General features: G+C 70.9%; 23 protein-coding genes and 4 pseudogenes. 2 read left to right on the top strand and 25 right to left on the bottom strand.

The features are described 5' to 3' along the window. Window positions 1-138: 138 nt before the first annotated feature. Window positions 139-468 (top strand): hypothetical protein, encoded by a 330-nt coding sequence (locus RM572_RS08270; RefSeq protein WP_311672602.1) that lies wholly within the window; start codon window positions 139-141, stop codon window positions 466-468. A 34-nt stretch (window positions 469-502) separates the two neighbouring features. On the opposite strand, the gene RM572_RS08265 is transcribed toward RM572_RS08270, so the two are convergent. The 5 genes from RM572_RS08265 to rpsB form a co-directional block, all read right to left on the bottom strand. Then, on the bottom strand, window positions 503-1,669 hold the full coding sequence (locus tag RM572_RS08265) for a phosphatidate cytidylyltransferase (protein WP_311672686.1): 1,167 nt from the start codon (window positions 1,667-1,669) through the stop codon (window positions 503-505). 12 nt (window positions 1,670-1,681) lie between these two features. Next, the gene (gene frr, locus RM572_RS08260; protein ID WP_027763883.1) at window positions 1,682-2,239 is read right to left on the bottom strand and encodes a ribosome recycling factor; all 558 of its coding nucleotides are present in this window, start codon (window positions 2,237-2,239) and stop codon (window positions 1,682-1,684) included. 109 nt (window positions 2,240-2,348) lie between these two features. Further along, entirely contained in the window at window positions 2,349-3,122 is a 774-nt protein-coding gene (gene pyrH, locus RM572_RS08255) for a UMP kinase (RefSeq protein WP_394813551.1), read from the bottom strand. 174 nt (window positions 3,123-3,296) lie between these two features. Further along, window positions 3,297-4,133 (bottom strand): translation elongation factor Ts, encoded by an 837-nt coding sequence (gene tsf / locus RM572_RS08250; RefSeq protein ID WP_027763881.1) that lies wholly within the window; start codon window positions 4,131-4,133, stop codon window positions 3,297-3,299. Between the two features lie 173 nt (window positions 4,134-4,306). Then, the gene (gene rpsB / locus RM572_RS08245; protein ID WP_311672600.1) at window positions 4,307-5,224 is read right to left on the bottom strand and encodes a 30S ribosomal protein S2; all 918 of its coding nucleotides are present in this window, start codon (window positions 5,222-5,224) and stop codon (window positions 4,307-4,309) included. A 330-nt stretch (window positions 5,225-5,554) separates the two neighbouring features. On the opposite strand from rpsB, the pseudogene RM572_RS08240 reads away from it, so the two are divergent. After that, window positions 5,555-6,148, top strand: a pseudogene (locus RM572_RS08240) (peptidoglycan DD-metalloendopeptidase family protein); the annotation flags it as partial. A 135-nt stretch (window positions 6,149-6,283) separates the two neighbouring features. Here RM572_RS08240 and RM572_RS08235 read toward each other — a convergent pair. The 20 genes and pseudogenes from RM572_RS08235 to rpsP all read right to left on the bottom strand — a co-directional run bounded on the left by RM572_RS08235 (window position 6,284) and on the right by rpsP (window position 24,417). Then, window positions 6,284-6,844, bottom strand: coding sequence for a TetR/AcrR family transcriptional regulator (locus RM572_RS08235; protein ID WP_311672685.1), 561 nt, complete (start codon window positions 6,842-6,844; stop codon window positions 6,284-6,286). Window positions 6,845-6,897: 53 nt separating this feature from the next. Further along, on the bottom strand, window positions 6,898-7,743 hold the full coding sequence (whiG, locus tag RM572_RS08230; protein WP_027763878.1) for an RNA polymerase sigma factor WhiG: 846 nt from the start codon (window positions 7,741-7,743) through the stop codon (window positions 6,898-6,900). A gap of 314 nt (window positions 7,744-8,057) precedes the next feature. Next, window positions 8,058-8,765, bottom strand: a pseudogene (locus RM572_RS08225) (DNA-processing protein DprA); the annotation flags it as partial. Window positions 8,766-9,052: 287 nt separating this feature from the next. Next, window positions 9,053-9,481: a hypothetical protein gene (locus RM572_RS08220; RefSeq protein WP_311672599.1), complete on the bottom strand. Its 429-nt coding sequence runs from the start codon at window positions 9,479-9,481 to the stop codon at window positions 9,053-9,055. After that, on the bottom strand, window positions 9,478-11,640 hold the full coding sequence (locus RM572_RS08215; protein ID WP_311672598.1) for a hypothetical protein: 2,163 nt from the start codon (window positions 11,638-11,640) through the stop codon (window positions 9,478-9,480). The genes RM572_RS08220 and RM572_RS08215 overlap by 4 nt, the downstream gene beginning before the upstream one ends. Continuing rightward, window positions 11,637-13,481 carry a hypothetical protein gene (locus tag RM572_RS08210; protein WP_311672597.1) on the bottom strand — a complete coding sequence of 615 codons (1,845 nt, stop codon included), beginning with the start codon at window positions 13,479-13,481 and terminating at the stop codon, window positions 11,637-11,639. The genes RM572_RS08215 and RM572_RS08210 overlap by 4 nt, the downstream gene beginning before the upstream one ends. A 53-nt stretch (window positions 13,482-13,534) precedes the next feature. Further along, complete coding sequence (locus tag RM572_RS08205; RefSeq protein ID WP_311672596.1) at window positions 13,535-14,773, bottom strand: hypothetical protein; 1,239 nt, start codon at window positions 14,771-14,773, stop codon at window positions 13,535-13,537. Window positions 14,774-15,047: 274 nt separating this feature from the next. Next, a pseudogene (locus RM572_RS08200) lies at window positions 15,048-15,551 on the bottom strand (DNA-processing protein DprA); the annotation flags it as partial. Continuing rightward, window positions 15,548-17,149 carry a YifB family Mg chelatase-like AAA ATPase gene (locus RM572_RS08195; protein ID WP_311672595.1) on the bottom strand — a complete coding sequence of 534 codons (1,602 nt, stop codon included), beginning with the start codon at window positions 17,147-17,149 and terminating at the stop codon, window positions 15,548-15,550. The pseudogene RM572_RS08200 and the gene RM572_RS08195, both read right to left, overlap by 4 nt. Window positions 17,150-17,159: 10 nt before the next feature. Beyond that, window positions 17,160-17,525 (bottom strand): annotated as a pseudogene (locus RM572_RS08190) (YraN family protein); the annotation flags it as partial. Between the two features lie 160 nt (window positions 17,526-17,685). Further along, window positions 17,686-18,009 carry a DUF2469 domain-containing protein gene (locus RM572_RS08185; protein ID WP_023527784.1) on the bottom strand — a complete coding sequence of 108 codons (324 nt, stop codon included), beginning with the start codon at window positions 18,007-18,009 and terminating at the stop codon, window positions 17,686-17,688. Between the two features lie 39 nt (window positions 18,010-18,048). After that, a complete protein-coding gene (gene lepB / locus RM572_RS08180) occupies window positions 18,049-18,813 on the bottom strand; it encodes a signal peptidase I (protein WP_311672594.1) in 765 nt (254 codons plus the stop codon). Window positions 18,814-19,087: 274 nt separating this feature from the next. After that, a complete protein-coding gene (lepB, locus tag RM572_RS08175) occupies window positions 19,088-20,068 on the bottom strand; it encodes a signal peptidase I (protein ID WP_311672593.1) in 981 nt (326 codons plus the stop codon). Further along, on the bottom strand, window positions 20,022-21,044 hold the full coding sequence (gene lepB, locus RM572_RS08170; protein ID WP_311672592.1) for a signal peptidase I: 1,023 nt from the start codon (window positions 21,042-21,044) through the stop codon (window positions 20,022-20,024). Before lepB (RM572_RS08170) ends, lepB (RM572_RS08175) begins: the two co-directional genes overlap by 47 nt. Then, window positions 21,037-21,762 carry a signal peptidase I gene (gene lepB, locus RM572_RS08165; protein WP_394813556.1) on the bottom strand — a complete coding sequence of 242 codons (726 nt, stop codon included), beginning with the start codon at window positions 21,760-21,762 and terminating at the stop codon, window positions 21,037-21,039. Before lepB (RM572_RS08165) ends, lepB (RM572_RS08170) begins: the two co-directional genes overlap by 8 nt. After that, complete coding sequence (gene rplS / locus RM572_RS08160; RefSeq protein WP_311672590.1) at window positions 21,759-22,109, bottom strand: 50S ribosomal protein L19; 351 nt, start codon at window positions 22,107-22,109, stop codon at window positions 21,759-21,761. The genes lepB (RM572_RS08165) and rplS overlap by 4 nt, the downstream gene beginning before the upstream one ends. A gap of 131 nt (window positions 22,110-22,240) precedes the next feature. Further along, window positions 22,241-23,059: a tRNA (guanosine(37)-N1)-methyltransferase TrmD gene (gene trmD / locus RM572_RS08155; RefSeq protein WP_311672589.1), complete on the bottom strand. Its 819-nt coding sequence runs from the start codon at window positions 23,057-23,059 to the stop codon at window positions 22,241-22,243. Continuing rightward, entirely contained in the window at window positions 23,056-23,583 is a 528-nt protein-coding gene (rimM, locus tag RM572_RS08150) for a ribosome maturation factor RimM (RefSeq protein ID WP_311672588.1), read from the bottom strand. The genes trmD and rimM overlap by 4 nt, the downstream gene beginning before the upstream one ends. A gap of 133 nt (window positions 23,584-23,716) precedes the next feature. Continuing rightward, a complete protein-coding gene (locus RM572_RS08145; RefSeq protein WP_027763869.1) occupies window positions 23,717-23,956 on the bottom strand; it encodes an RNA-binding protein in 240 nt (79 codons plus the stop codon). Between the two features lie 2 nt (window positions 23,957-23,958). Continuing rightward, window positions 23,959-24,417 carry a 30S ribosomal protein S16 gene (gene rpsP / locus RM572_RS08140; protein WP_027763868.1) on the bottom strand — a complete coding sequence of 153 codons (459 nt, stop codon included), beginning with the start codon at window positions 24,415-24,417 and terminating at the stop codon, window positions 23,959-23,961. Between the last annotated feature and the right edge of the window lie 159 nt (window positions 24,418-24,576).

The raw sequence follows: 24,576 nt of genomic DNA, 5'->3' as shown, positions 1-24,576 counted from the left end.
CAATGTGCGGTGGTGGCGTATCCCGGAGTCAGCCGATAGCGGACGAGCCCCCCACTGCTCCGCCCCCGCACTGGTGGGCCGGCACCTGGTCGAGCGGGCCGAACGACGGGCCCGGGTCTTCGAGCTTCTGCTGGAGCAGTGCGCTCTCTGGTGGCGGCGTCGTCTTCCGGCTTCCAGCACCGCATCTGGGAAGAACGGCATCTGGGTCAGGAGGGACGGGTCGCCGCTTGGGACCTCTCGGCACAGCGCCTGGCCACCGCCCGCTTCCACATCCTCTCGAGGGACGAACGCCTCCTCACGTCCCCGGACCGGATGAACAAGGCGGGTCGACGTCTCGGCAGCCGCTGGCGGCGAGGAAGCGTCGACGACGCCGAGCTCTCCGGCCTCTGGGACGAGCACGCCACGGCGGTGGAGGCATTCGTGGCGGCGAGTGGTGCAGTCGTGGGCCGCGGGTCGGCTCACGCCTGATCCCCGCCTTCGCGCTCCGGGCCGCGGGCCGGCGTCAGGCGGTGCCGGTGAAGAGGACGAAGAGGAGCCAGGTGACGGGGGCGGTGGGGAGGAGGGAGTCGAGGCGGTCCATGATGCCGCCGTGGCCGGGAAGGAGCGTGCCCATGTCCTTGATGCCGAGGTCCCTCTTGATCATGGACTCGCCGAGGTCGCCGAGAGTGGCGCTGACGGCGACCGCGAAGCCGAGGATCAGGCCCTGCCACCAGGCGCCGCCGTCGACGGCGAACTCCATGCAGAGCGCGCCGGCGGCCATGGCGAAGGAGACGGCGCCGAGCAGGCCCTCGCGGGTCTTGCCCGGGCTGATGCGGGGAGCCAGCTTGTGCTTGCCGAAGCGCCAGCCGACGGCGTACGCACCGGTGTCGCTGACGACGGTGAGGACGAGGAACGTCAGGACGCGCCACGACCCGTCGTCGGCCGCGAGCATCAGGGCCACGAAGGTGGCCAGGAACGGGACGTAGAAGGCGGCGAAGATGCCGGCCGAGACGTCCCGCAGGTAGTCCTGGGGAGACCGGGTCATCCGCTGGAGGAGGACGCCCAGCGCGGTGAGGGCCATGCCGAGCCACGCGCCGGCCGCACCCCACACGTATCCCGCGACGACCATGCCCGTACCCCCGGCGACCAGGGTGGCCAGCGGGGCGCGGACGCCCTTGCGCTCGGAGAGCCGGGAGGTCAGCTCCCAGAGGCCGACGGCGACGGCGAGGACGACGACGCCGACGAAGAGGTGCTTGTAGAAGAACAGGGACGCGATGATCACCGCGCCGAGGCCGAGGCCGACTCCTATCGCGGCGCGCAGGTCGCGGCCGGCACGCTTCTTGCCCTTCGCGGGGGGCGGACCACCGGGCATGCCGGAGTGCGCCGGTTCGACCGGCTGCTGTCCGCCGTCCGTTCCGCCCGGGCCGTCGCCGGGCGCACCGCGGGAACTGGAGCCACCCACTGCGTCCTCACCGTTCTCGGGGTCGCCCGGCTCCCCGGGGAGGGGGCGATCGGCGGCGGGGCCGCCGACCACGGGCATGGGCCTGGTCGCGGCCGGGTCGCCGACGGGTGCGGAGCCCTGCGCGGCGGGCGTCGGCGCGCCCGCCGGAGGAGCCGGTGCCGGGGCCCGGCCGGGCGGGCCGGAGAAACCGGCGCCCGGCGAGGGAGCACCCCAGGAGGAGTCGTTCACGGAACTCAAGCCTCAGACCTCGAGCAGCTCGGCTTCCTTGTGCTTCAGGAGCTCGTCGACCTGCGCCACGTACTTGGAGGTGGTGTCGTCGAGCTCCTTCTCGGCCCGGCGGCCCTCGTCCTCGCCGACCTCGCCGTCCTTGATCGCCTTGTCGATGGTCTCCTTGGCCTTGCGGCGGACGCTGCGGATGGAGATCTTCGCGTCCTCGCCCTTGGCCTTGGCGACCTTGGTGAACTCCCGCCGACGCTCCTCGGTGAGCTCGGGGAAGACCACCCGGATGATGTGGCCGTCGTTCGACGGGTTGACGCCCAGGTCGGAGTCGCGGATGGCCTGCTCGATGTTGCGCAGCGCGCTCTTGTCGAACGGGGTCACCACGGCCATCCGGGCCTCCGGCACCGAGAACGACGCCAGCTGGTTGATCGGCGTCATCGCGCCGTAGTAGTCCGCCACGATCTTGTTGAACATCGCCGGGTGCGCACGGCCGGTGCGGATCGCGGCGAAGTCCTCCTTGGCGACGACGACCGCCTTCTCCATCTTCTCCTCGGCCTCGAGGAGGGTCTCTTCGATCACCACGTGCTCCTGGTTCGGAAGTGTGAAGCCTGATATGTCCATCGAGCGCCGTTCCGCCGGACCCGCAGGTCAACGGCACGGCACGGCCGGTGAGTTGGGCCGCCGGGCGTTAGCCGCCGCTGCCCTGGCTGCTCACCAGGGTGCCGATCTTCTCACCCTTCACCGCACGTCCGATATTCCCTTCGGCGAGCAGCTCGAAGACGTAGATCGGCAGCGCGTTGTCACGGCAGAGGGTGATCGCTGTGGCGTCGGCGACCTTGAGGTCGCGGGTGATGACCTCGCCGTACTCCAGCGCGTCGAACTTCACGGCGTCCGGGTTCTTCGCCGGGTCGGCGTCGTACACCCCGTCCACGCCGTTCTTGCCCATCAGAAGCGCCTCCGCGTTGATCTCCAGCGCCCGCTGGGCCGCGGTGGTGTCGGTGGAGAAGTAGGGCATGCCCATGCCCGCGCCGAAGATGACCACGCGCCCCTTCTCCAGGTGCCGGATGGCCCGCAGCGGAATGTAGGGCTCCGCCACCTGGCCCATCGTGATGGCGGTCTGGACCCGCGAGTCGATGCCCTCCTTCTCCAGGAAGTCCTGGAGCGCGAGGCAGTTCATGACGGTGCCGAGCATGCCCATGTAGTCGGAGCGGGCGCGGTCCATGCCGCGCTGCTGGAGCTCCGAGCCGCGGAAGAAGTTGCCACCGCCGATCACCACGGCGAGCTCGGTGCCCTCGCGGACCACGGAGGCGATCTCCCGCGCCATCTTGTGCACGATGTCGGGGTCGACTCCGAGACCTCCCCCGCCGGCGAACGCCTCGCCGGACAGTTTCAGCAGAAAGCGACGCCGGGAGTCCTTGTCGGTGTCGGTGTCATTGCTCATGGTGGAGATCTCCTCGTGCATACGAAGAAGGCCACTGCCGGTGGGATCCTCTCGGCTCCTGCAGGCAATGGCCTCCTCGTGTTCAGCTGCCGTGTGCCCGACCCTAGCCGGTCGGCGACCCGTCTGCGGGACAGGCGGGCGGGCGGTGCGGCGTCATGGGGCGTGTCCCGGGCCCGCAGGCCCGACGGACCGCGCTCAGGCGCCGACGCGGAAGCGGGCGAAGCGCTTCAGTGTGACACCGGCCTCGTCCAGGATCTTCTGGACGGACTTCTTGTTGTCCTTGGCGAACGGCTGGTCCAGGAGGCAGTTCTCCTTGAAGAAGCCGTTCACCCGGCCCTCGACGATCTTGGGCAGGGCCTGCTCGGGCTTGCCCTCCTCGCGGGCGGTCTCCTCGGCGATGCGGCGCTCGTTCTCCACCGTCTCGGCCGGGATCTCCTCGCGGGAGAGGAACTTCGGGGAGAACGCCGCGATGTGCTGGGCGACGTCCTTGGCGATCTCCGCGTTCTCCTTGTCCAGCTCGACCAGGACGCCGACCTGCGGGGGCAGGTCCGGGCTGGTGCGGTGCAGGTAGGAGGCGACGAAGCCGCCGGAGAACTGCGCGAAGCGGTCCAGGACGATCTTCTCGCCGAGGTTGGCGTTGGCCTCGTCGACGTAGGCCTGGACGGTCTTCCCGGCCTCGATCTCGGAGGCGAGCAGGGCGGCGGTGTCCGCCGGGGAGGTGGCGGCCACGTGGGCGGCGACGGCGTCGGCGGCGGCCTGGAACTTCTCGCCCTTGGCGACGAAGTCCGTCTCGCACTTCAGCTCGACGAGCACGCCGGAGGCCTTGTCGTCGGCGATGCGGGCCACGACCGCGCCGTTCTCGGCGGTGCGGGACTCGCGCTTGGCGACGCCCTTCTGGCCCTTGACGCGCAGGATCTCGACGGCCTTGTCGACGTTGCCCTCGGCCTCGTCCAGCGCCTTCTTGCAGTCCATCATGCCGGCGCCGGTCAGCTCACGGAGCTTCTTGACGTCGGCGGCGGTGTAGTTCGCCATGTCGGTGAACCTCTCTCGAAGTCGATGAGGGTGGTCGGTGCACGGGGAGTGAGGCCCGGCGCCGTCGGTGTCGTCGACACCGGCGAAGCCGCCTCACTCCCCGTGGACGCGTGGTACTCGGACGACCCCACTGGGGTGACGGTCCGAGCCGGGCGCTGAGGCCCGGGCGGTCGTCAGGCCTGCTCGGCCTGGGCCTCGGCGGGCGCCTCGGCCGGCTTGTCCTCGGCCTTGGCCTCCTCAGCCTTGGGCTCCTCGGCCTTGGCTTCGTCCGCCTTGGCCTCGTCCGCCTTGGCGTCGGCGGCCGGCTTCTCGCCCTCGGCCTTGTCGCCCTCGAGAAGCTCGCGCTCCCACTCGGCCAGCGGCTCACCGGCGGCCTTCTCGCCCTTGCCCTCGGCCGCGCCGGAACGGGCGATGAGGCCCTCGGCGACGGCGTCGGCGATCACGCGGGTCAGCAGGGTGACGGAACGGATCGCGTCGTCGTTGCCCGGGATCTTGTAGTCGACCTCGTCCGGGTCGCAGTTGGTGTCGAGGATCGCGACGACCGGGATGTTGAGCTTGCGCGCCTCACCGACGGCGATGTGCTCCTTCTTGGTGTCCACGATCCAGACGGCGCTGGGCACCTTCTGCATCTCGCGGATACCGCCCAGGGTCTTCTCCAGCTTCGCCTTCTCGCGGGAGAGGACCAGCAGCTCCTTCTTGGTGAGGCCGGAGGCGGCCACATCCTCGAAGTCGATCTGCTCGAGCTCCTTGAGCCGCTGGAGCCGCTTGTAGACGGTCGAGAAGTTGGTCAGCATGCCGCCGAGCCAGCGCTGGTTCACGTAGGGCATGCCCACGCGGGTGGCCTGCTCGGCGATGGCCTCCTGGGCCTGCTTCTTGGTGCCGACGAACATGACGGAGCCGCCGTGCGCGACGGTCTCCTTGACGAACTCGTAGGCGCGGTCGATGTACGACAGCGACTGGAGCAGGTCGATGATGTAGATGCCGTTGCGCTCGGTGAAGATGAAGCGCTTCATCTTCGGGTTCCAGCGGCGGGTCTGGTGCCCGAAGTGGACGCCGCTCTCCAGCAGCTCCCGCATCGTGACGACGGCCATGGCCGTTCTCCTTGTTTTCGTGTCTCGGTTGTCCCGCGACGGCCCGGACGGGCGTCGCGCCTGACGCCCCGGACGCGTTGTGCCCGGGAAGCTCCTGGTGAAGGGTCTTCCGAGGACCGAGATACGCGGCCACCGGGTGAGGGTGGCGGGGCGTGCGAAGTCGACCCGGTGACCCGGATCGCCACCAGAAGTGTACGGGACCTCCGGAACTGCCTGCGACCACGTCCTCGGTCACCGAGCGGAGTGACCGAGTTGTGCACAGGTGGGCGGTCGTCCACGGATTCCAGGCGGTCTCCTCCGGGGGTGGAGGACGCGGGGCACGCTGGCGGCATGGGGACGAGGGCGTGGGTGGTGACCGCACTGATCGTGGCGGTGATGGGTGCGGTGGTGCTCCTGCGGGCGCCCGCCGGCGCGCGGGCGGCGGCGGGCCCGGAGGCGACGAGGGGAGGGGGGACGGAGGCCGTCCCACGGGCGGAGAGGGGCCACGAAGCGGAGGAGGCACGGCGCGGAGCGGTGGACGAGGGCGACGGCGACGGCGACGGCGACGGCGACGGATGGAGCTGGCCCGTGGCGGGCGCGGGCGGAGGGGCGCGGCCCGTGGTGCTGCGCGGCTGGGATCCGCCGCCGGCACCGTGGGCGGCCGGTCACCGCGGGGCCGACCTGGCCTCGGCGCCAGGCGCCGAGGTGCGCGCCGTCGGGGCGGGCCGGGTCGCGTTCGCCGGCCGGGTGGCGGGGCGCGGAGTGGTCACGGTGACGCTGCGGGGGACGGGTGAGGTGCCGTTACGGGTCACCTTCCAGCCGGTGCGGGCGGTGGTGGAGGCCGGTGACTCGGTGCGGGCCGGCGCCACGCTGGGGCGGCTGGAAGCGGACGGATACCACTGCGACCGCCCGTGTCTGCACTGGGGACTGCTGCGGGGCGACCGCTACCTCGACCCGCTGTCCGTACTGCCGGAGTGGATGCTGCGGACGGGAGCCGTACGGCTGCTGCCGCACGCGGGAGTGCCCGTTCCCGGTACCCGGGTCCGCTCCCCACCCCGCGGCCGCCGCGGGGTGGGGCGGTCAGGGCCGCCGTACTCCGTGGCGGGCCAGGGCGACCGCGACCTCGGTGACGGTGGCGGGGTCCTCGGCGGCGCCCAGCTCGATCCGGCGCACCGCCACGTCCACGATGCCCTGGAGCAGCATGGCCGTCAGCCGGGGCTCCGCGTGCCCGAGCTCGGCGAGTGCGTCGACGATCATCGAGATCAGCCCGCCGTGCGCGGCTCGGATGCGTTCGCGGGCACCCGCGTCCAGTTCGCCGGCCGAGATGGCGACCACGGCCCGGTGCCGCCGGTCGCCGACCAGGGCGAGCTGGCTGCGGACGTACGCCTCGACTCGCGCCTCGGGACCGTCCGCGGCGGCCATGGCCGCCTCCACCTCGGCTGCCCATTCGGGGAAGTCGACGGCGCACAGCTCCTCGACCACGGCGGCGCGGGAGCGGAAGTACTCGTACACCGAGGAGCGTGCGAGGCCGGTGCGGCGGGCGAGGGCGGGGAAGGTGAGCGCGTCGGTGCCTCCCTCGGACAGCAGCGAGCGTGCGGCGTCCAGCAGGGCCGCACGCTGCATCGTCCGGTGCTCGGCCACGGAGGCTGCTCGAATCCTGGGCACCCGTCCACTCTACGGACGGCAGGACCGATTCAGCGACCCACCTCGGCCAGCTTCCCGCGCAGTTGCAGCACGGACTTGGTGTGGATCTGGCTGACGCGGCTCTCGGTGACGCCCAGCACCTGCCCGATCTCGGCGAGGGTGAGCCCTTCGTAGTAGTAGAGCGTGACCACGGTCTTCTCGCGGTCGGGCAGGGTGTTGACGGCCCGGGCCAGGAGGCGCCGCAGCTCGCGGTCCTCGGCCACCTCGACGGGATCGTCGGCGGCGGTGTCCTCGAGGGTGTCCACGAGGCTGAGCCGGTCGCCGCTCTCCGCACCGACGTGCAGCAGCTCCTCCAGGGCCACCACGTTGGTCAGCGAGACCTGACTGAAGACGGCGTGCAGCTCGTCGACGGGGATGCGCATCTCGGCCGCGACCTCCGCCTCGGACGGTGTGCGGCGCAGCGACGCCTCCAGCGTCGCGTACGCGCGCTCGACCGCACGGGCCTTCTGGCGCACCGAGCGCGGGATCCAGTCCATGGCCCGCAGCTCGTCGATCATCGCGCCGCGGATGCGGGTGATCGCGTACGTCTCGAACTTGATCGAGCGGCCGGGGTCGAACTTCTCGATCGCGTCGATCAGGCCGAAGACACCGGACGAGACGAAGTCGGCCTGCTCCACGTTGGCGGGAAGGCCCACGCTGACCCGGCCGGCCACGTACTTCACCAAGGGGGAGTAGTGGAGGATGAGCTGCTCACGCAGCCGTTCGTCGCCCGTCCCCTTGTACGACCGCCACAGCTCGTCGAGCGAACCGGGGACGGGTCCGGGTGCAGCGTCCTCGACGGCGACCGGACCTGAGCCGGTGGCCGCGCGGTCAGGCCCGGAGTTGTGCTGGGGCATGCGTCGCCTTGAGCCGTTCTGAGAGATCTTCCGAATTTCGTGAGCGTAGCGTGACGGTGAGGTGGCGGGGTGCGAGCACGGTCGGGCTGCGGCATGCGCAGATACGTTCCGCTGCCCGCACCCTGGGGTGATGTCGCTGGCGGGACGGCCCTGGGGATGCCCGGGGCCGGCAGGAGCGCGTTGCGCGCCACTGTCACCCTTTCACCCGGGAGTCGCAGTTCAAGGACCGCCGCGTCACCCGATGGGGTGCCTTGGAAGCACGGAAGGGGCGCCCACGGGTCACACGGGTCACACGGGTTTCCGCGTCGCACGGGTCACTGTGGCTGCGGTGACGGCCGCCCGCAGCCCCCGCTCGCTCGGGGCACGGGGTCGAGCAGCCACCAGCGGTCCCCTGCGGATCCGACGAACCCGAGGGCCCGGAGCTCGTGCAGCCGGACCAGCACCCGGTCGGCCGGTGTGGCGGAGGCCGCGGCCAGCCTCGGGACGGTGACGGCGGCCCGGGCCGGAAGCGCCTCCAGCACCCGTGCGGCCTCGGCTGGAAGCAGGTCGCGTGGCAGTACGGGTACCTCCTGCTCGGGCGCGAGCTCTCCCATGGCGCCGACCATCTCGATCACCTCGTCCGCGTCCGTGACGACGGCGGCGGCGTCGTGCTGCAGCAGCCTGTGCACGCCGGTGGAGAGCCCGGACGTGACCGGACCGGGCACACCCATCACGACGCGGCTCAGGTCGCGGGCCCGGCGGGCGGTGACCAGGGAGCCGCTGCGCTGCTCCGCCTCGACGACCACGGTGCCGCGTGTGAGAGCCGCGATGACGCGGTTGCGCAGCACGAAGCGACCGCGCGTGGGGTGGCTGCCCGGCGGCAGCTCGGCGACGAGCAGGCCGTACTCGCCCAGGCGCCGGATGAGGTCGGTGTGGCCGGGCGGGTAGGCGACGTCGACGCCGCACGCCAGGACTCCGACGGTGGCCCCTCCCGCGCCCAGCGCTCCACGGTGGGCGGCGCCGTCGACCCCGTAGGTTCTTCCGCCAGTGTGAGATTCGTGGTGGTCTCCCCCTTTCCCTTGGACTAGCGATTTGATCAGGGAAGACAGTGCCATGGTGGAAGGCAAGGGATGCAACAGTGGCGTTGTCCATATTTGCTAACTCTCAGTGACCCTCGTTCCGGTGGCCCGGGCAGATCGGGAGCTTGGCTCCGCGCATGCCAGGCCGCAGCAGCACGCGCCCCTCCCCCTCTCCTCGTGTTCCTCTATGCCGAGAAGTTGGGGCAAAGTGCGTCACCTGCGTCACCCTCGTCCTCTGGCGGCGCGAGCCGTCAGGGCAGGCGGCGGCTCCGTGGAAGCGTCCTGACTTTGGCAGCGTCGGCGTCCCGGCCCGAGAGAGCGGCGTTCTCCAGAGCGAGCTGGTTGAGGGCCGTCGCGTAGATCTCCAGACGGGCCTCCAGGTGGCGGCAGTCCTTGCGGAGCTCGGCATTTTCCGCCTTCAGTTCGGCGTACTCGTCGGCTTGCTGGACGGCGGCTGTCCGTTTGGCCTCGGCGCGGGTGACCTCGGCCTGGAACTGGTCCTTGAGGTCGGTGTGCTGGTGGGTGAGGTGCCAGCGTTTGACGTCGGCCTCGACCGCGAGCTGAGTCACGTTCAGGCGCCCGTTGGATCGGTGCGGGGTGCCGGCGAGGAGGCGGTTGATGGCGGCGATGATCCCGCGGCGGACGGGGTCACTCTCGCGGTCGAGTGGGAGAACGGTCATTCCTGGGCTCCGCGCTGATGGTGTTCGATGATGGCGCGGAGCCGGTTGAGCTCATGCCGCTCGCGCGCGTGACGGATGGGTGGGGCGAGGGGGTCATCGACGATCTCGGCTAGTTCAGCGGCGCGTTCTTTGTTGATTTCGATGTCGCGGTCGGTGCGGACGAGGCACTGGCAGTTGGGGCGGCAGTCGTCGGTGTCGGGGGTGACCATGGGGTCGTCCGCTGAGCCTCTGAGCTGGCAGGCTGCGACGGGAGGGTTGAGGACGCAGGTCATGCCCTCGCCATGGTGGATCTGCAGGAGCGGGTTGCCGAGCAGGTCGCGCGCTTGCCGTTCGCTGGTCAGGACGCGGCCGGCGAACTCGCGGCTGGCGGCTTGGACGCGGTAGCGGTAGGCGTCGGCGGCGGGTCCGCTGACGTGCTCGCCTGCGAGGAGGCGCCGTTCGTCTTCGGCGATGCCTTCCATGCGGAAGAGCCAGTCTTCGAATGCGTACTCGTCCAGGAAGCCGGCCTCGTAGGAGCCGGCGTAGCCCTGCAGCATTTGGGTGTGGGCGTGTCCATATTGGATGGATGCGGCGATCAGCCCGCGGGGCTTGCGCCGGATGAACCAGGCCAGGGTTCGCCGGAAGCGGCTGGCTGCGATCGGTCCGCCAGGGTCTGTCGGGATGTGGTCCTTGCGGCCCAGGTGCTGGCAGCGTTCGTTGACCCAGGCGGTAAACATGACCATATCTTCGGCGATGTGGCGGTCCGAGCGGGCTTCACCGCGGCGTTTCGGTTCCTTGCCGGGCGTCCGCTTGATCGGCATGAGCCGGTTCGGGAAGAGCAGGTGGCTCTTGTGCAGTCGTTCCAGGGTCTCAACGGCTCGGGAGACGATCTCGATGACCACCCAGGGGTCCTCGCGGACGGTGCCCTCCGGGATCTTGTTGCCGTCCTCGTCCTCGGCGCCCTTGAAGTAGAGCCCTTGGAGCAACCACAAGCCGGTGTCCTTGTCGTAGCTGACGCAGCCCCGCCGGAGGTTGAGGACCTCGCCGACGCGGGCGCCCGAAAGATAGCTGACGATGACGAAGCAGGCTGTGCTCAGCAGCCGCGCCAGCCGCGGGGCCTGGGCGAATGTGATCCGGGGGTGCCAGGGCAGCCCGTCCAGCTCGGCGGTGACGGGGCAGTCGAGGTTGATGTCGCCGCTGACGGGCAAACCGGATTCCATGATCATGCGGCCGGACGAGGTGAACTGAAACGAGTTCGCGCAGTTGAGCACAGACGCGATGTGACGCCAGGCAACGTCCACAGTGCCGTCGTGGCGGCGGGTGCCGGGCAGGCTCTCGCCGCGGCTGCGGAGCCCGTCGAGGTAGGCCGCGACATCGGCCTGCAGGTCGCCGGGCTTCCGCAGACGCCGTTTGCCCCGCATGTGCTCCGGGCGCCGGGCCAACAGGACCTGGTACTCCTCCCAGGCGGCCAGGATGTCGTCGCTGAAGTCCTCTAGGAAGCGAATAGCCCACCGCAGCAGCGGCTGCATCGTGTGCTCGCTGATCCGCTTCGTGCGGTTCTCCCGGTCGGTGCGGGTGCGTTCGAGCAGGTCCTTGGTGTCCTCGCCGTCCCAGGGAGGCGCCTCGGGAAGCCGCAGGTAGAACGGCAGAATGCTGCGGTGAACCCACAGCCGCCGAACTTCGGTGATGCGGCGATACCGCTTGGTAATGGTGACGCCGTCCGCGTCGAGCGCATCCAAGTACTCCCAGAGCAACTCGTCGGTGGCCTGACAGAACTCGGTGATCCCCTGAGCCGCGAACCACTTCATGACGGGCTGCACGGAGCCGTAGAACAAGATCTCGATCGTGTGGAGCGCGATCCGGCGCGTCCCCGAGCGCCGCATCGTGCGGGCCTGCGGGTGGTTGATCAACTGCCAGACGTAGAACTTCGTGGCCAGCCGCAACGGCTCCGGGATGGTCTCGAAGTTCAGGGACTGCGACCGGGCATGGGCCTCGAAGATCCCGGGGTTGAGGTCCCAGCGCATGTCCGCGAAACGCGACAACCGCGCCGGGTCGACATCACTGGCCACCTCGCGGTTCATCAGCACGAGCGTGTCCGGGCCCGGCCAGATGGTGCCTTCCGGAAGCCCTTCGGGAAGGCCGTCCGGCTCACCGAGCAGGGTCGGGGCGGGAGAGGTCATCGGATGTCGAGCTCCCTGTTCAGCAGGCGGTCCGCGAGTTTGCGCTCGTCCGGGCCGACGGACCTGCGGGCATCTTCGACGGCCGTGTCATCCGCCTGGTCCAGCAGATCGGCCAGCTGTGCGTGTGGGCCAGCGAACCGCTCGGCCCACTGCAGTTTGCTCATCTGCTCGTGCCGCTCGGCGAGCCGATCATGGACGACGACCTGCAGCGGAAGGTGCCGGGGCAAGGCTCTGGCGCATTCGCAGTCCAGGCAGAGCAGGAGCGAGGCCCGGCAGGGCTCCCCCGGGTTGTAGGGGCCGTTGCTGTTGTCGGTGCAGGCCCCCAGCACCGTGTCCAACTCCCCCGCGATCATCTTCTTGAGCACCATCGGCTCCAGCCCCATCTCGGCGGCAACCTCGTCGGCGTTCTCCTGCGCGTGAGCCACCTGCTCGGGGCTCATCGTGGTGATCTTGGACCGGGCCCGTGCCTTGGCGACCTCGGTGTTCAGCACCTTGGCGACGACCGCGCGGTATTCGTTGATGTTGCCGCGGTTGCGCACCAGGTAGCGGGTCGCTGTCCGCCGTGTATGGGCGACGGGCTTCTGGTGGAGCTCGATGTAGGTCATCCGCAGCGTCTCCAGCCGCAGCGGCCGCAGCGGCAGCGGCTGCCCCTCCTGGTCCACCTCGTCCGCGGGCAGCTGCCAGTCCCTGCCGAGCTTGCTGATCAGAGCTCCGTCCGTCCGGATCGGGCGCCATCCCCGGCCCTTGGCCGTGCCCGGACCACCGCCGCTGACCATGTAGGCGACCAAGAGGCGGTTGCCGCCGGCGAAGTGCCGGGCCCTCGCGGTCAGTTCGTGGACCAGGACGTAGAGGCCGAAGGACGTGTGCAGAATGTCCCGGGTCGAGAGCTGATCAGGCTGCTCAGGGATGCTGATCCAGTCCGGGACCTCGGTCAGGGCAAGGTCCATGTAGGCCCGGCTCTGGCGACGCGGCTTGCGCAGGCCGACGATCGCCGTGCCGGGCCCGACGCCCCCGTCCGCCCGATGGTGGGCTGCCGTCATCTTCAAGATCGTCTCTGGATTCTGGCCCGTCATCACGCCGAACAGCACCGCGGCGGCGGCGATTTCCTCCGGGGTCAGATAGAGCCATCCGACAATATCCTTGACCTTTCCGCGCAGCATCACCCAGGGCTCGGGCGCGCAGGCAACGACCTTCCCGGACTTGCGCATCCGGCGGGGAACGTCGCCAACGCGATCCAGGTGCTCAAGGATCTCCAGTCGCCGCCGCAGATGGAGATCGGTGCTGACGTCGAGGTCCCCGGCACGGAACTGCTCCAGCAACTCGCGGTTGCCCCGGATACGAGTCTCCGCCGAGCGCAAAGCCGCCCGCGCGGCCTGCGCGATCCTCTTCAGTTCGTCCCGGCTGTAGCTGTGTGCCGGCTCGCCCTCGAGCCGGGCCGGTAATGACCCGGCGAGCCGACCCGCCAGAGCGTCGCTGATACCCGCCGTCCGAAGCAGCAGCAACCGCAGGTCCGCCAGCTCGTTCGAGGCGGTCTTGATGCCCTCGGCCTTGCGCTGGTCGTAGTACCCGTCGAAGTGCTCAGGGGTGACCTCGGCCGCACTCTCCGGGACCGCTTCCAGGCCCGTGAGGTAGCGGTCGAACCCGATCAGAGCGTGGTAGGACTTCCTCGACGAGTGGGGGGATGTCAACCCCGCTCCAGGTGCGGTGCGGTCAGCCAGAGCCGCGATCAGCGGCTCACGCAGGGCTTCGGGCATGGCCAGCGCCGACACGTCGTAATCGACTCGGTCCTCACCGTCCTGGCTGTAGCACCGGACGACCCGGCGGCCGTCCTCGGCCGTCATCAGCCCAAACCGGGTCCTGGGCCCGCTCGGCAGGGCGGCCCGCCGTCCCCGGCTCACCGGGACCCCACCAGCGGATCGGTGCGGACCCACGGATGGTCTGCGAACACATCCGCCATGAACGACGCGACCGGGAAGCCGTCGGCGTGAGCCAGCAGCGCTTCCACCTCCAGCGTTTGGAAGGGCTCAAGGTAGACGCTCTTGGTCGTCTCAACGCTGCGATGCCCGAGCATCGTCTGGACCAAGTGCCAGGTGCTGCCGACCTCCTCGCGAAAGTCGCGCTGTTCGTCCTCGGTCAGGTGCCCAAGCTGTGCGTACTTGATCAACTTGCCGACCGAGAACCACCTCAGCGCGAAGGAATGCCGCAGCATGTGAGCGGTGCAGCTGAAGTTCTCCAACCCGAGCGACTCGATCCGCGCGTTCGCGACGTCGAAGGTGTGCTCCCAGCCGCCACCGTCGCGCGGCAGGCCGTCCTCGTTCAACCACAGACTGACCGGCTCCAGCCCCTGCGCGGTCTCGCGGAACAGAAGCATCCGGGTCTGCGGCCCGACGTCGTTCCACTCCTCCCGCTGGGAACCGCCGCCGACAGAGGACATCGTCACCGAGTGCCTCCCGTGAAGGGCCCGCACGATGCGCCGGTTGGCAATCCGCTCGTAGCGGCCCGCGGCCTGGGCCCGCCGGACCGCGGCCGCCCTGGCCCCCTCGACGTAACCCAGCACCCCGCGCAGAGAGGATCTCGGCATCCAGTACTTGTGCCCGTACCCACCCTTCGCGCAGGCATCGGCGAGCTCGCAGGTGAAGAAGCCCCGCCGCCGCTCATAGACAGGCAGCTCGGGCAGCACCACGCTGGCCCACTCCGATACGCGCAGACCATTGCCGTAGAGGCCGTCGCAAAACGCCCGGTCCCGCTGGTCGTTGCGGCCCTTCCACCACGGATCCGGCCGACCATGGAGATCGAAGCCACGGATGCCCAGGTCCACCCATCGGGTGTAGCCCCCAGGATCGAGCCACTTGACGTCCGCGTGCCGGACGATGCGCGGCGCGTCCATCTCCGCGAACGGATCGGCGATCCCGAAGCGGGCGGCCAGCTTGTAGAACTTCTTCAGCCCGGCGAAATCACGGGCGAACGTCCCGGTCTCCACCGTGTCGTCGTTCGCAGGATCCGTGACCCGCCAGAACAGGAACTCGGACGCCACCTCATCGTCGGCGTCCCACCAGTTCACACCGATCGTGAGCAGGTAATTCAGCCACACCATCAGCGAGTACGAGTAGTCCCGCTGCGTGCGCCAGGCCATCCTCCGCCACTTCGGCGACCCCAGGCAGTAGTTCACCCGCAGGTCGGGCCGACCGTCGGGACCAATCACGAAGCGCTGCCCGTCATGTACATCCCTGTTCCCCGTACGAGCATGAAGGCCTGGCAGCGCCTCACTGAGTAACTCGGCTACAGCCGCCGTACGGCTCGGGATGTACCTATGAAGCTGCCAACACCGGCCGCTCGATTCCAACTCCGTCACACGAGTAGCAACGAGCTTGACCAACAACGGTCACTGGATACAGAACAGCACCGGCGCCGGAGATCACGGTCCAGCCGCGCGCGGCCAGTCCGGCCCCGAGGGCGGCGCCGACGTGCATCCCGTAGTCGGTGCAGGCCCGGGCGCCCACCACGGCCACCGAGCGCAGCGCCCAGAAGCGCAGCGAAGGCGCGCCCCGGACCCACAGACCGTAGGGCCGGGAGAGGCCGAGGTCGTCGAGCTGTCCCGGCCAGTCGGGGTCGCCTGGGCAGACGAAGCGGTCGCCTCGGGCGGAGCCCGCGGCGAGGTCAGCCCCGGGCCGCACCTCGCGGGCACGCAGCCGAAGTCCTTCCCAGCGCCGTGCGGAGGTTCCCGGTGGAGGGGGGCCGCCGCCGCGCAGCCGTCGCACGATCTCTGCCGGCCCGTAGTCCTCCAGCCAGCGGCCGACCGTCTCGTCGCCGGGCTCGGCGACACGGGTGAGCAGGGCGCGGTCGCGCCGCTCATACGAGTCCGGGCCGGTTTCCGCGTGCGCCGCGGCCTCGCGCGTCGGTCCGGTACTCATCGGGCGGGCTCCACGACGGCGACGCCACGGCGGATGCCGGTGCGCAACTCCAGCGCGCGGTCCACGTCCTCGCGGGTGGGCCGGTCACGCGCCGCCAGGTCGGCGACCGTCCAGGCCACGCGCAGCACCCGGTCCAGGCCGCGGGCGGTGAGCAGTCCGCGCTCCATGTCGTCCTCGGCCCGGTCGAGTGCGCCGAGCGCGACCGGCCAGCGGGTGCGCAGAGCGTGGCCGGGAACTTCCTGGTTGGTCGTCCACGGCGTCCCGGCGTAGCGGGCCGCAGCGCGTTCCCGGGCCGCGAGCACCCGGGCGGCGACGGTGGCGGTGCTCTCCCCGGCGCCGGACGCATGCAGCTCGGAGCGGGCCAGCGGCTCCACGGTCACACGCAGGTCGACCCGGTCCAGCAGGGGGCCGGAGAGCCGGGCGCGGTAGCGGCGGACCGTCGAGGGGCGGCATTCGCAGTCGGCTCCGCGCACCCCGTGCCGTCCGCACGGGCACGGGTTCGCCGCCATGACGAGGACGAAGCGAGCCGGCATGCGCATCATCCCGCCCGCGCGGGCGACCACCACGTGGCCCGATTCCAGCGGCTGCCGCATCGCGTCCAGTACCCGCCCGCTGCATTCGGCGGCTTCGTCGAGAAACATCACGCCGTGGTGGGCGAGGGAGACGGCACCGGGCCGGGGCAGGCCGCTGCCGCCGCCGACCAGGGCGGCCATGGTCGCCGAGTGGTGCGGGGCGCAGTACGGCGGCCGCTCCACCAGGGGGCGCCCGGGGGGCAGTGTCCCGGCGACCGAGTGGACCGCCGTCACCTCCAGCGCCTCCTGCGCGGTCAGGGGCGGCAGCAGGCCGGGCAGCCTCTCGGCCAGCATGGTCTTGCCGGCGCCGGGCGGACCCTTGAGGAAGAGGTGGTGGCGGCCGGCCGCGGCGATCTCCAGGGCGGTGCGGGCGACGGTCTGCCCGGCGACCTCGTCGAGGTCGACGGGGTGGTCGTCCACGGCGAGTGCTGCGCCGAGACCCGGTCCGGCGGGGGCGGGGCCCAGGGGATCGGGGCGGACCGCGGCAGTTTCCTCGTCCTCCTCCGGCACCGGCTCGTCGCAGAGCAGGGCGATGAGCTGGCGGAGGCTGCGGACGCCGAGCACCGTCACGTCGGGGACCAGGGAGGCCTCGGCGGCGGCCTGCTCCGGCACGACGACGTGCCGGTATCCGGCGTCGGCGGCTGCCAGCACGGCCGGGAGCACGCCGCGGAGCGGGCGGACGCGGCCGTCGAGGCCCAGCTCGCCGAACATCATGAGGTCGGCGATCGCGCGCGGGTCGATCCGCTCGGCGGCGGCGAGCACGGCGCAGGCGACGCTGAGGTCGAAGCCGCTGCCTCCCTTCGGCACGGAGGCAGGGCTCAGCCCGACGGTGAGCTTCTTCTGCGGCCATTCCGCGCCGGAGTTGACCACGGCGGCGCGGACTCTGTCGCGGCTCTCGACCAGGGACTTGTCGGGCAGCCCCACCAGGGTGAAGTGGGCGACGCCCGGCTCCAGATCGGCCTGTACCTCGACCGGTACGCCCTCGACGCCGACCAGCGCGACCGAGCAGGTGCGGGCGAAACCCATCAGGCCGCCCCCCCCGGACGTGCTCGACCAGCGGGGACCCGCGGTCCGGCAGCAGGATGCCCACCACGTCCAGCCTCACGCCCCCGGTGGGCGGCCTGCCGTACCGGGCGATCCAGCGCTCGGTGAGCCAGCGGGACGCGAGCCTGCGCAGCCGCGCGGCCTTGGCCGGGGTGACGGCGGCCATCGGGTGTTCCCACCCGCCGGCGCGGCGCGTCTTGACCTCGCAGACCACCAGGGCGTCACGGTCGCGCGCGACGATGTCGATCTCTCCGGCGGCGCAGCGCCAGTTGCGTTCCAGTACGGCCATGCCGGCGGCACGCAGCCGCCGCGCGGCCAGGTCCTCGCCGTAGCGGCCGAGTGCTTCTCGGGCATTCATGTGGGACCACCTCCGTCACCGACTGTGACGGAGGCGGAGCTGGGGTGGGGATCTCGGGCCGGATCTGTGGACCGGTGCCGGCCTGGGGATATCCCCGTCACCCCCGCGGGTGACGGGGTGAGGAGGTGAGTGGCCCGCGGACCGGATGATCCGGCTCAGGTCAGCCCTTGAAGCCGGAGTCCTCGGGCAGGTCGAGTTCGCTCTTGTTGAGCTCCTCGATGTTCACGTCCTTGAAGGTGAGCACCCGCACCTGCTTCACGAACCGCGCCGGCCGGTACATGTCCCAGACCCAGGCGTCTGCCATGGACACCTCGAAGAAGACCTCGCCCTGGACGGAGTGCACCTGCATCTCGTAGTCGTTGGTGAGGTAGAAGCGGCGTTCGGTCTCGATCACGTACTTGAACAACCCGACGACGTCGCGGTACTCGCGATAGAGCTTGAGCTCCATCTCGGTCTCGTACTTCTCGAGGTCCTCGGCGCTCATGGCGTGTTCCCCTTCAGCCGTGCGTGCCCCTATTGTGCGTCAGCTCCGGCGCCGGCCGTGCGAGGCTGCCGCCGACCGGCGGGACAGCGGCCCGTGCGCCGCCCCTCCCATGATCAGGACGGTACCCGCGGCGACGGCGATCAGCATGGGGACCAGCGGTCCGGGCCGGGAGACTCCGCCCGGCAGCTGCGCGAAGCCCTCGGGGCGTTCGACCATGCCGAAACCTTCCAGCGGCCAGGCCGTCGCGTCCACCCGCCCCCGCACGGCGTCGCGCGGCACGGCCCAGTGGTCGGCGTCGCCCTCCAGGCGCATCAGGGAGTCCTGGGAGGTCGTGCGATGGTCGCCCAGCAAAAAGAGCCGGCCTTCGGGGACCCGCTCGTCGAAGCGGGTCATGGCCTTCCGGTCGTCCGGCCCGAGGTACTCCTCGTCGACGGGTTCGCCGTTCACGGTGATCCGCCCGTCGGCGTCGCAGCAGGCCACCGTGTCGCCGCCGACCGCCACGACGCGCTTGACCATGGGGACGTCCCCCCACACCGAGTCGTGGAAGACGACGACGTCGCCGCGCCGGACCTGGTCACCGCCGACGCGTTCGGCGAGTACCCGGTCGCCGGCCTGGATGGTCGGCGCCATCGAGCGGGTGGGAACCGTGTACGGCTGGTACACGATCGCGCCCCAGACGAAGCCGCCGAGGAACAGCACGCAGCCGATCGCCACCGCGACGCCGGAGAGGGTGTCGCCCAGCCCACGGCGCGGCCGTGTGCCGCCCGGGCGTGCCGCACCGGTCGTCCGTACTGCGTTTCCCATCCCTGCGCTCCCGGGTCCGTCGCCGCCTCGCCGCCATCGCACCGCCGGGTCGCTGACGGCCACGGGGCGTCGCCCGACCTGCCCGGAGGTCTGGGCGAACCCTACCGGCGACCGCGCGCTCTCCGGGAGTGCGGAGGGCGGCGCGGGAGGGTGCGAGGTGTCCACGTGGGGGACGCCTCATCCGCCGGTCACGATGCGGGGGCCGCGCCGCGACGCGTGTGTGGCCGGGCCCTCCGGGGCCCGGCCACACGTCGGTCCGTGCTGGGGGCGGCGCTCAGTCGCCCGTCGTGATCCGCTCCGCTCGGCGCGAGGCGTCCGCACGCACCGGGCGCCGGCGAAGCCACAGGGCCAGCGGGGCCACTCCGGCCACGCCCATCAGGGCGGGTGCGGCACCGGCGGCCTTGGCGGCGACGCCCTTCTGGTCGAAGGTCTCCGGCACCGGAAGGGTCGCCCAGCGGTCGAGGGGCCAGGCGACGACCACGGCGCGGCCGATGGCCTCGTCGACGGGCACCATGCCGCCGTCGGGGCCGTCCTGGTGGTAGCGCGAGTCCCGGGAGTTCTGCCGGTTGTCGCCCATGACCCACATGTGGTCCTCGGGCACGGTGACGGGGCCGAACGGCCTGTCGTCGCACGGCGTGCTGCCGGGCTTGAGGTACGACTCCTCGAGCGCGGCGCCGTTGACCTTCACCGGCCCGCCCTTGCGGCAGGAGACGGTGTCGCCGCCGACCGCGATGACCCGCTTGATCAGGTCCTGTTCGTCGGCGGACGGCATCAGCCCGATGAAGCTGAACGCCTTCTGCAGGGCGTTCTGCTCGTTGGGGATGTCGGGCAGCCAGCCGCCGGGGTCGTGGAAGACGACGACCTCGCCGCGCTCCGGCTCGGAGCCGAACCACGGCGTCAGCTTGTCGACGAGGACGCGGTCGCCGATCTTGAGGCTGTCCCGCATCGACTCCGAGGGGATGGAGAACGCCTGGAGCAGGAAGGTCTTGATGACCAGCGCCAGCACCAGCGCGATGCCGACGAGCAGGGGCAGTTCCTTCCAGAACGGCCGGGCCTGCTTCTTCTTGCGGTCGCGGCCGGCCTCGCCGCCGTCACGGGCGCCTTCTGCGTCGTCCCCTGTGTGCGACACGCCCACGGTGTCCGTCTCGCCTCCCTGCGGGCTGGGCCGTTCGTCACTCATCAGCGGCGTCGGTCCGCGGCCGTCTCCCTCAGGTCCCTCGGGATAGTCGTGACCGGACCGCGCGCCGTAGCCCATGTCCCCCACTCTCACTCCTCACACTGCGCTTTCGTCGGTCCCGGTACCGGGCCAGACCCACCACTGTGACAACGAGCGAGAGTTCCAAGGGGCTCGGAAGCCCACTCCTTCGGTTCTCCTCGGCAGCTTGTGCGGTCGCCTCCGTGCCGGAGGGGTCCGGCACCGCGGCGAAGGTCTCGTTCTCCGACAGCCGCTGCCAGTGGTCCACCGGCCAGGCTACGACCATGGCCCTGCCGACGATCAGTTCCTCCGGAACCGTACCCCGTCCGGGTGAATCGAGGTGGTACCGGGAGTCCGCCGAGTTGCCGCGGTGGTCGCCCATCACGAAGTAACGGCCCTCGGGGACCGTGACGTCGAACTCGATCTTCGACGGCGCGTTGCCCGGGTACAGGTACGGTTCGTCGACGGGGTGGCCGTTGACCGTGATCCGGCCGTCGGAGCCGCAGCAGCGCACGCGGTCGCCGCCGACGGCGACGACCCGCTTGATGAGGTCCTGTTCGTCGTCCGACGGGAGCAGGCCGACGAACGTCAGCAGGTCCTTTACCTGCTTGACCCCCACCGGATCGCTCCCCTGCTGCTGCTGTTGCGGCTCGCCGTCCAGCCAGCCGCCGGGGTCCTGGAAGACGACGACGTCGCCGCGTTCGGGCCTGCCGCCGAACCACGGGGTCAGCTTGTCGACGACGACGCGGTCCCCGATCCGGATGGTCTGCTCCATCGACCCGGAGGGGATCACGAACGCCTGCACCAGGAAGGTCTTCAGCACCAGCGCTATCACCAGCGCGATGCCGATCAGGATGGGGATCTCCTTGGTCACCGACAGCCGGCGGCGCCGCTTGATGCGCTTGGCCGCACGTCGCCGGTCGGCGCGGCCCTCGCCGGGGCCGCGCAGGGTGGCGGGCCGGTCTGCGGAGGGCTGCGGCGGGGGTGTCGCGTCGGGACGCCGGTGGTGACCGGCGGGTCTGCCGCGCCTACCCATGTGGCCCCGCCTCGCGAGCGGCGCGTTTCGTACCGGCGGACAGGGTGGTCCAGCGGTCGTGGGGCCAGGCGATCCAGTCGGCGCGGCCGATGACGCGGTCCAGCGGGACGGTACCGCCGCCGGGCAGCCCCAGGTGGTCCCGGGAGTCGCGGGAGGCGGACCGGTGGTCGCCCATGACCCAGAGCCGGCCTTCCGGAACGCGGATGTCGAAGCGGACCGCGGAGGAGTCGTCGCCGGGGTGGAGGTACGTCTCGGTCAGCGGTTCGCCGTTCACCACAAGCCTCCCCCGCTGGTCGCAGCACCGGACGCGGTCGCCGCCGACGCCGATGACCCGCTTGACGTACTCCGTGTCCGCCGGGTCCGACAGGCCGAGGGCGGAACCGAACCTGCGGAGCAGACCGGAGAGCGCCCCCGAGCCGGCGGTGCCGGACGGGAGGAAGGACCCCCTGCCGTCGAACACCACGACGTCCCCCCGTTCGGGACGGTCACCGAAACGGTAGGCCAGCTTGTTCACCAGGACCCGGTCCCCCACCTTCAGGGTCGGCGCCATCGACGAACTGGGGATCGAATAAGGCTGCACCACGAAGGCGCCGACCAGCAAGACCGCCACGAGAACGGCCGCGGCGCCCGTCGTGAGCCGAAAAGAGCGCGACCGACGCCGGTGACCCTGCTCGGGGACCTCCGCGCGGCCGCGCTCCGTTCGCACGAACGAGATCAGTTCTCGCGCTTCTCCTTGATCTTGGCGGCCTTGCCGCGCAGGTCGCGGAGGTAGTACAGCTTCGCGCGACGGACGTCACCGCGGGTGACGACCTCGATCTTCTCGACGATCGGGGTGTGCACCGGGAAGGTGCGCTCGACGCCGACGCTGAAGCTGACCTTGCGGACGGTGAAGGTCTCGCGCACGCCGGAGCCCTGGCGGCGGATCACGACGCCCTTGAACTGCTGCACACGGGAGCGGTTGCCCTCGACCACGCGGACGTGGACGTTGACGGTGTCGCCCGGGCGGAAGTGGGGGACGTCCTCGCGCAGCGAAGCCGCGTCGACGTTGTCGAGCAGGTGAGACATGAGCGTCTGCTTTCCTCGCCGATGCCACAGGTCATCAGCGGAACATGGTGAACGGATGTACGGTCGCCGCCGCTCCGGTCGGGCGTTGATCCCCCTGTGGCAGGGTCGCGCGCCGGACGCGAGGCAGCGGCCTATTCTTCCACGGGCTTCGTCGTGCGCCCAAATCGACCCCCGGGTCCGACCTCCCAGCCCAGGGCGGAGAGCGTCGCCCGGTCGTGCGCGTCGAGCCCGACGGGATCGCACGCCTCGATCAGGTCGGGCCGGTGGGTGCTGGTGCGGGCGAGTGCCTGGTCGCGGCGCCACCGGGCGATCCGCCCGTGGTGGCCGCTGACCAGCACCTCGGGGATCTCCCGGCCGCGCCACTGCGGGGGCTTGGTGTACACCGGGCCTTCCAGCAGGCCGGCCATGCTGCCGGGGGCGAAGGAGTCGTCACGGTGGGACTCGGCGTTGCCGAGCACGCCGGGCAGCAGGCGGGCGACCGCCTCCACCATCACCAGTACCGGCGCCTCTCCCCCGGCGAGCACGTAGTCGCCGATGGAGACCTCGCGCACGTCCAGGCGCGACCCGTACTCCTCGACGACGCGGCGGTCGATGCCCTCGTAGCGGGCCGGGGTGAACACGAGCCAGGGTGCGGCGGCGAGTTCGACGGCGAGGGCCTGGGTGAACGGCCGCCCGCTGGGCGTGGGAACGACGAGAACGGGCTCGTCCTGGTCCGGAGCGCCGGAGGCGAGGATCTCGTCCAGCGCCTCGCCCCACGGCTCGGGTTTCATCACCATGCCGGGCCCGCCACCGTACGGGGTGTCGTCCACGGTGTGGTGCCGGTCGTGAGTCCAGGTGCGCAGGTCGTGCACCCGGACGTCGAGCTGCCCGCGGGCGCGCGCCTTGCCGACCAGGGAGACGTTCAGCGGCTCCAGGTACTCCGGGAAGATCGTGACGACGTCGAGCCTCACGAGCCCTTCCCCTCCTCCTCGTCGAGCAGCCCGGGGGGCGGGTCGACGACCATGCGCTGCGCGGACAGGTCGATCTCCGGGACGATCTCGGTGACGAACGGAATCAGCGCCTCGCCGCCGTCGGGGCGCCGTACGACCAGCAGGTCCTGCGCGGGCAGGTGGGCGATCTCCTCGACACGGCCGACGGCGCGCCCGTCGCGGGTGACGACGTCGAGGTCGAGGAGCTGGTGGTCGTAGAACTCCTCGGGGTCGTCCGGGCTCTGCTCCGGGTCGACCTCGGCGACCAGCAGAGTGTTGCGCAGCGCCTCGGCGCCGGTGCGGTCCTGCACGCCGGCGAAACGCAGCAGCAGGCGTCCGCTGTGCACCCGGCCGGTCTCGATGGTGAGCGGGCCGACGCCCGGCGGGTCGGTGGCCAGAACGGCTCCGGGTGCGAGCCGCATCTCGGGCTCGTCGGTGCGTACCTCCACGGTGACCTCGCCGCGGATGCCGTGGGCGCGGCCGACGCGGGCGACTACCAGCTGCACGGTCTCGGGTTCCCCTTCTTCTCGCGTGTCCGCCGCCGGGGCGGGTGGTGCGAACAGCGGCAGCGGCCGGGTGCGGCCGGAGCCGCCCCCGGCCGCTGCCGGTGGTGCGTGGTACTGCTCAGCGTGCTGCTGCTCAGCGGATCTGGTCCACGTCGACGAGGTCGACGCGGACACCGCGGCCGCCGAGGGCTCCCACGACGGTGCGGAGCGCACGGGCCGTGCGGCCGTTGCGGCCGATGACCTTGCCGAGGTCGTCGGGGTGCACCCGGACCTCCAGCACGCGCCCGCGGCGCAGGGTGCGCTCAGCGACCTGCACCTCGTCGGGGTGGTCGACGATGCCCTTCACGAGGTGCTCGAGGGCCTCCTCGAGCATCCTCAGGCCTCGGTCGACTCGGTGGCGGCGTCAGCGGACTCGGCCTTGGCCTCGTCCGCCTTCTTCTCGCCCTTGTCGGACTTCTTGGCCTTCGGCGTGATGGCCTCGCCCTTGGGCTCGTTCGCCGACTGCTTGGCCGCGGCCTCGAAGAGGGCCTTCTTGTCGGCCTTCGGCTCGGCGACCTTCATCGGCTCGGGGGCCGGTAGACCCTTGAACTTCTGCCAGTCGCCGGTGACCTTGAGGATGGCCGCGACCGGCTCGGTCGGCTGCGCGCCGACGCCCAGCCAGTACTGGACGCGCTCCGAGTCGACCTCGATGCGGGAGGGGTTCTGCACCGGGTGGTACAGGCCGATCTCCTCGATGGCGCGGCCGTCGCGGCGGGTGCGCGAGTCGGCGACGATGATGCGGTAGTGCGGCGAACGGATCTTGCCCAGTCGCTTCAGCTTGATCTTGACTGCCACGGGTGTGGTGTCTCCTGGTCTTGACGTGGTGGGGCGCGGCGGAAGGCCACGTGGGGTTGTGGTGTCCTGGCGCCCGACGGACGCGTCAGCCGGAGGAGAGAGGGGTCCTGGACGGCTGCCGAGTACAGCCGCCCATGATGCCACACCTCACCGGTCCGG

Source organism: Streptomyces hazeniae (assembly GCF_031845485.1).
Taxonomy (GTDB): Bacteria; Actinomycetota; Actinomycetes; order Streptomycetales; family Streptomycetaceae; genus Streptomyces; species Streptomyces hazeniae.
Note: the sequence above shows the minus strand (reverse complement) of the source record. Positions and strands in the feature narration are given on the sequence as shown.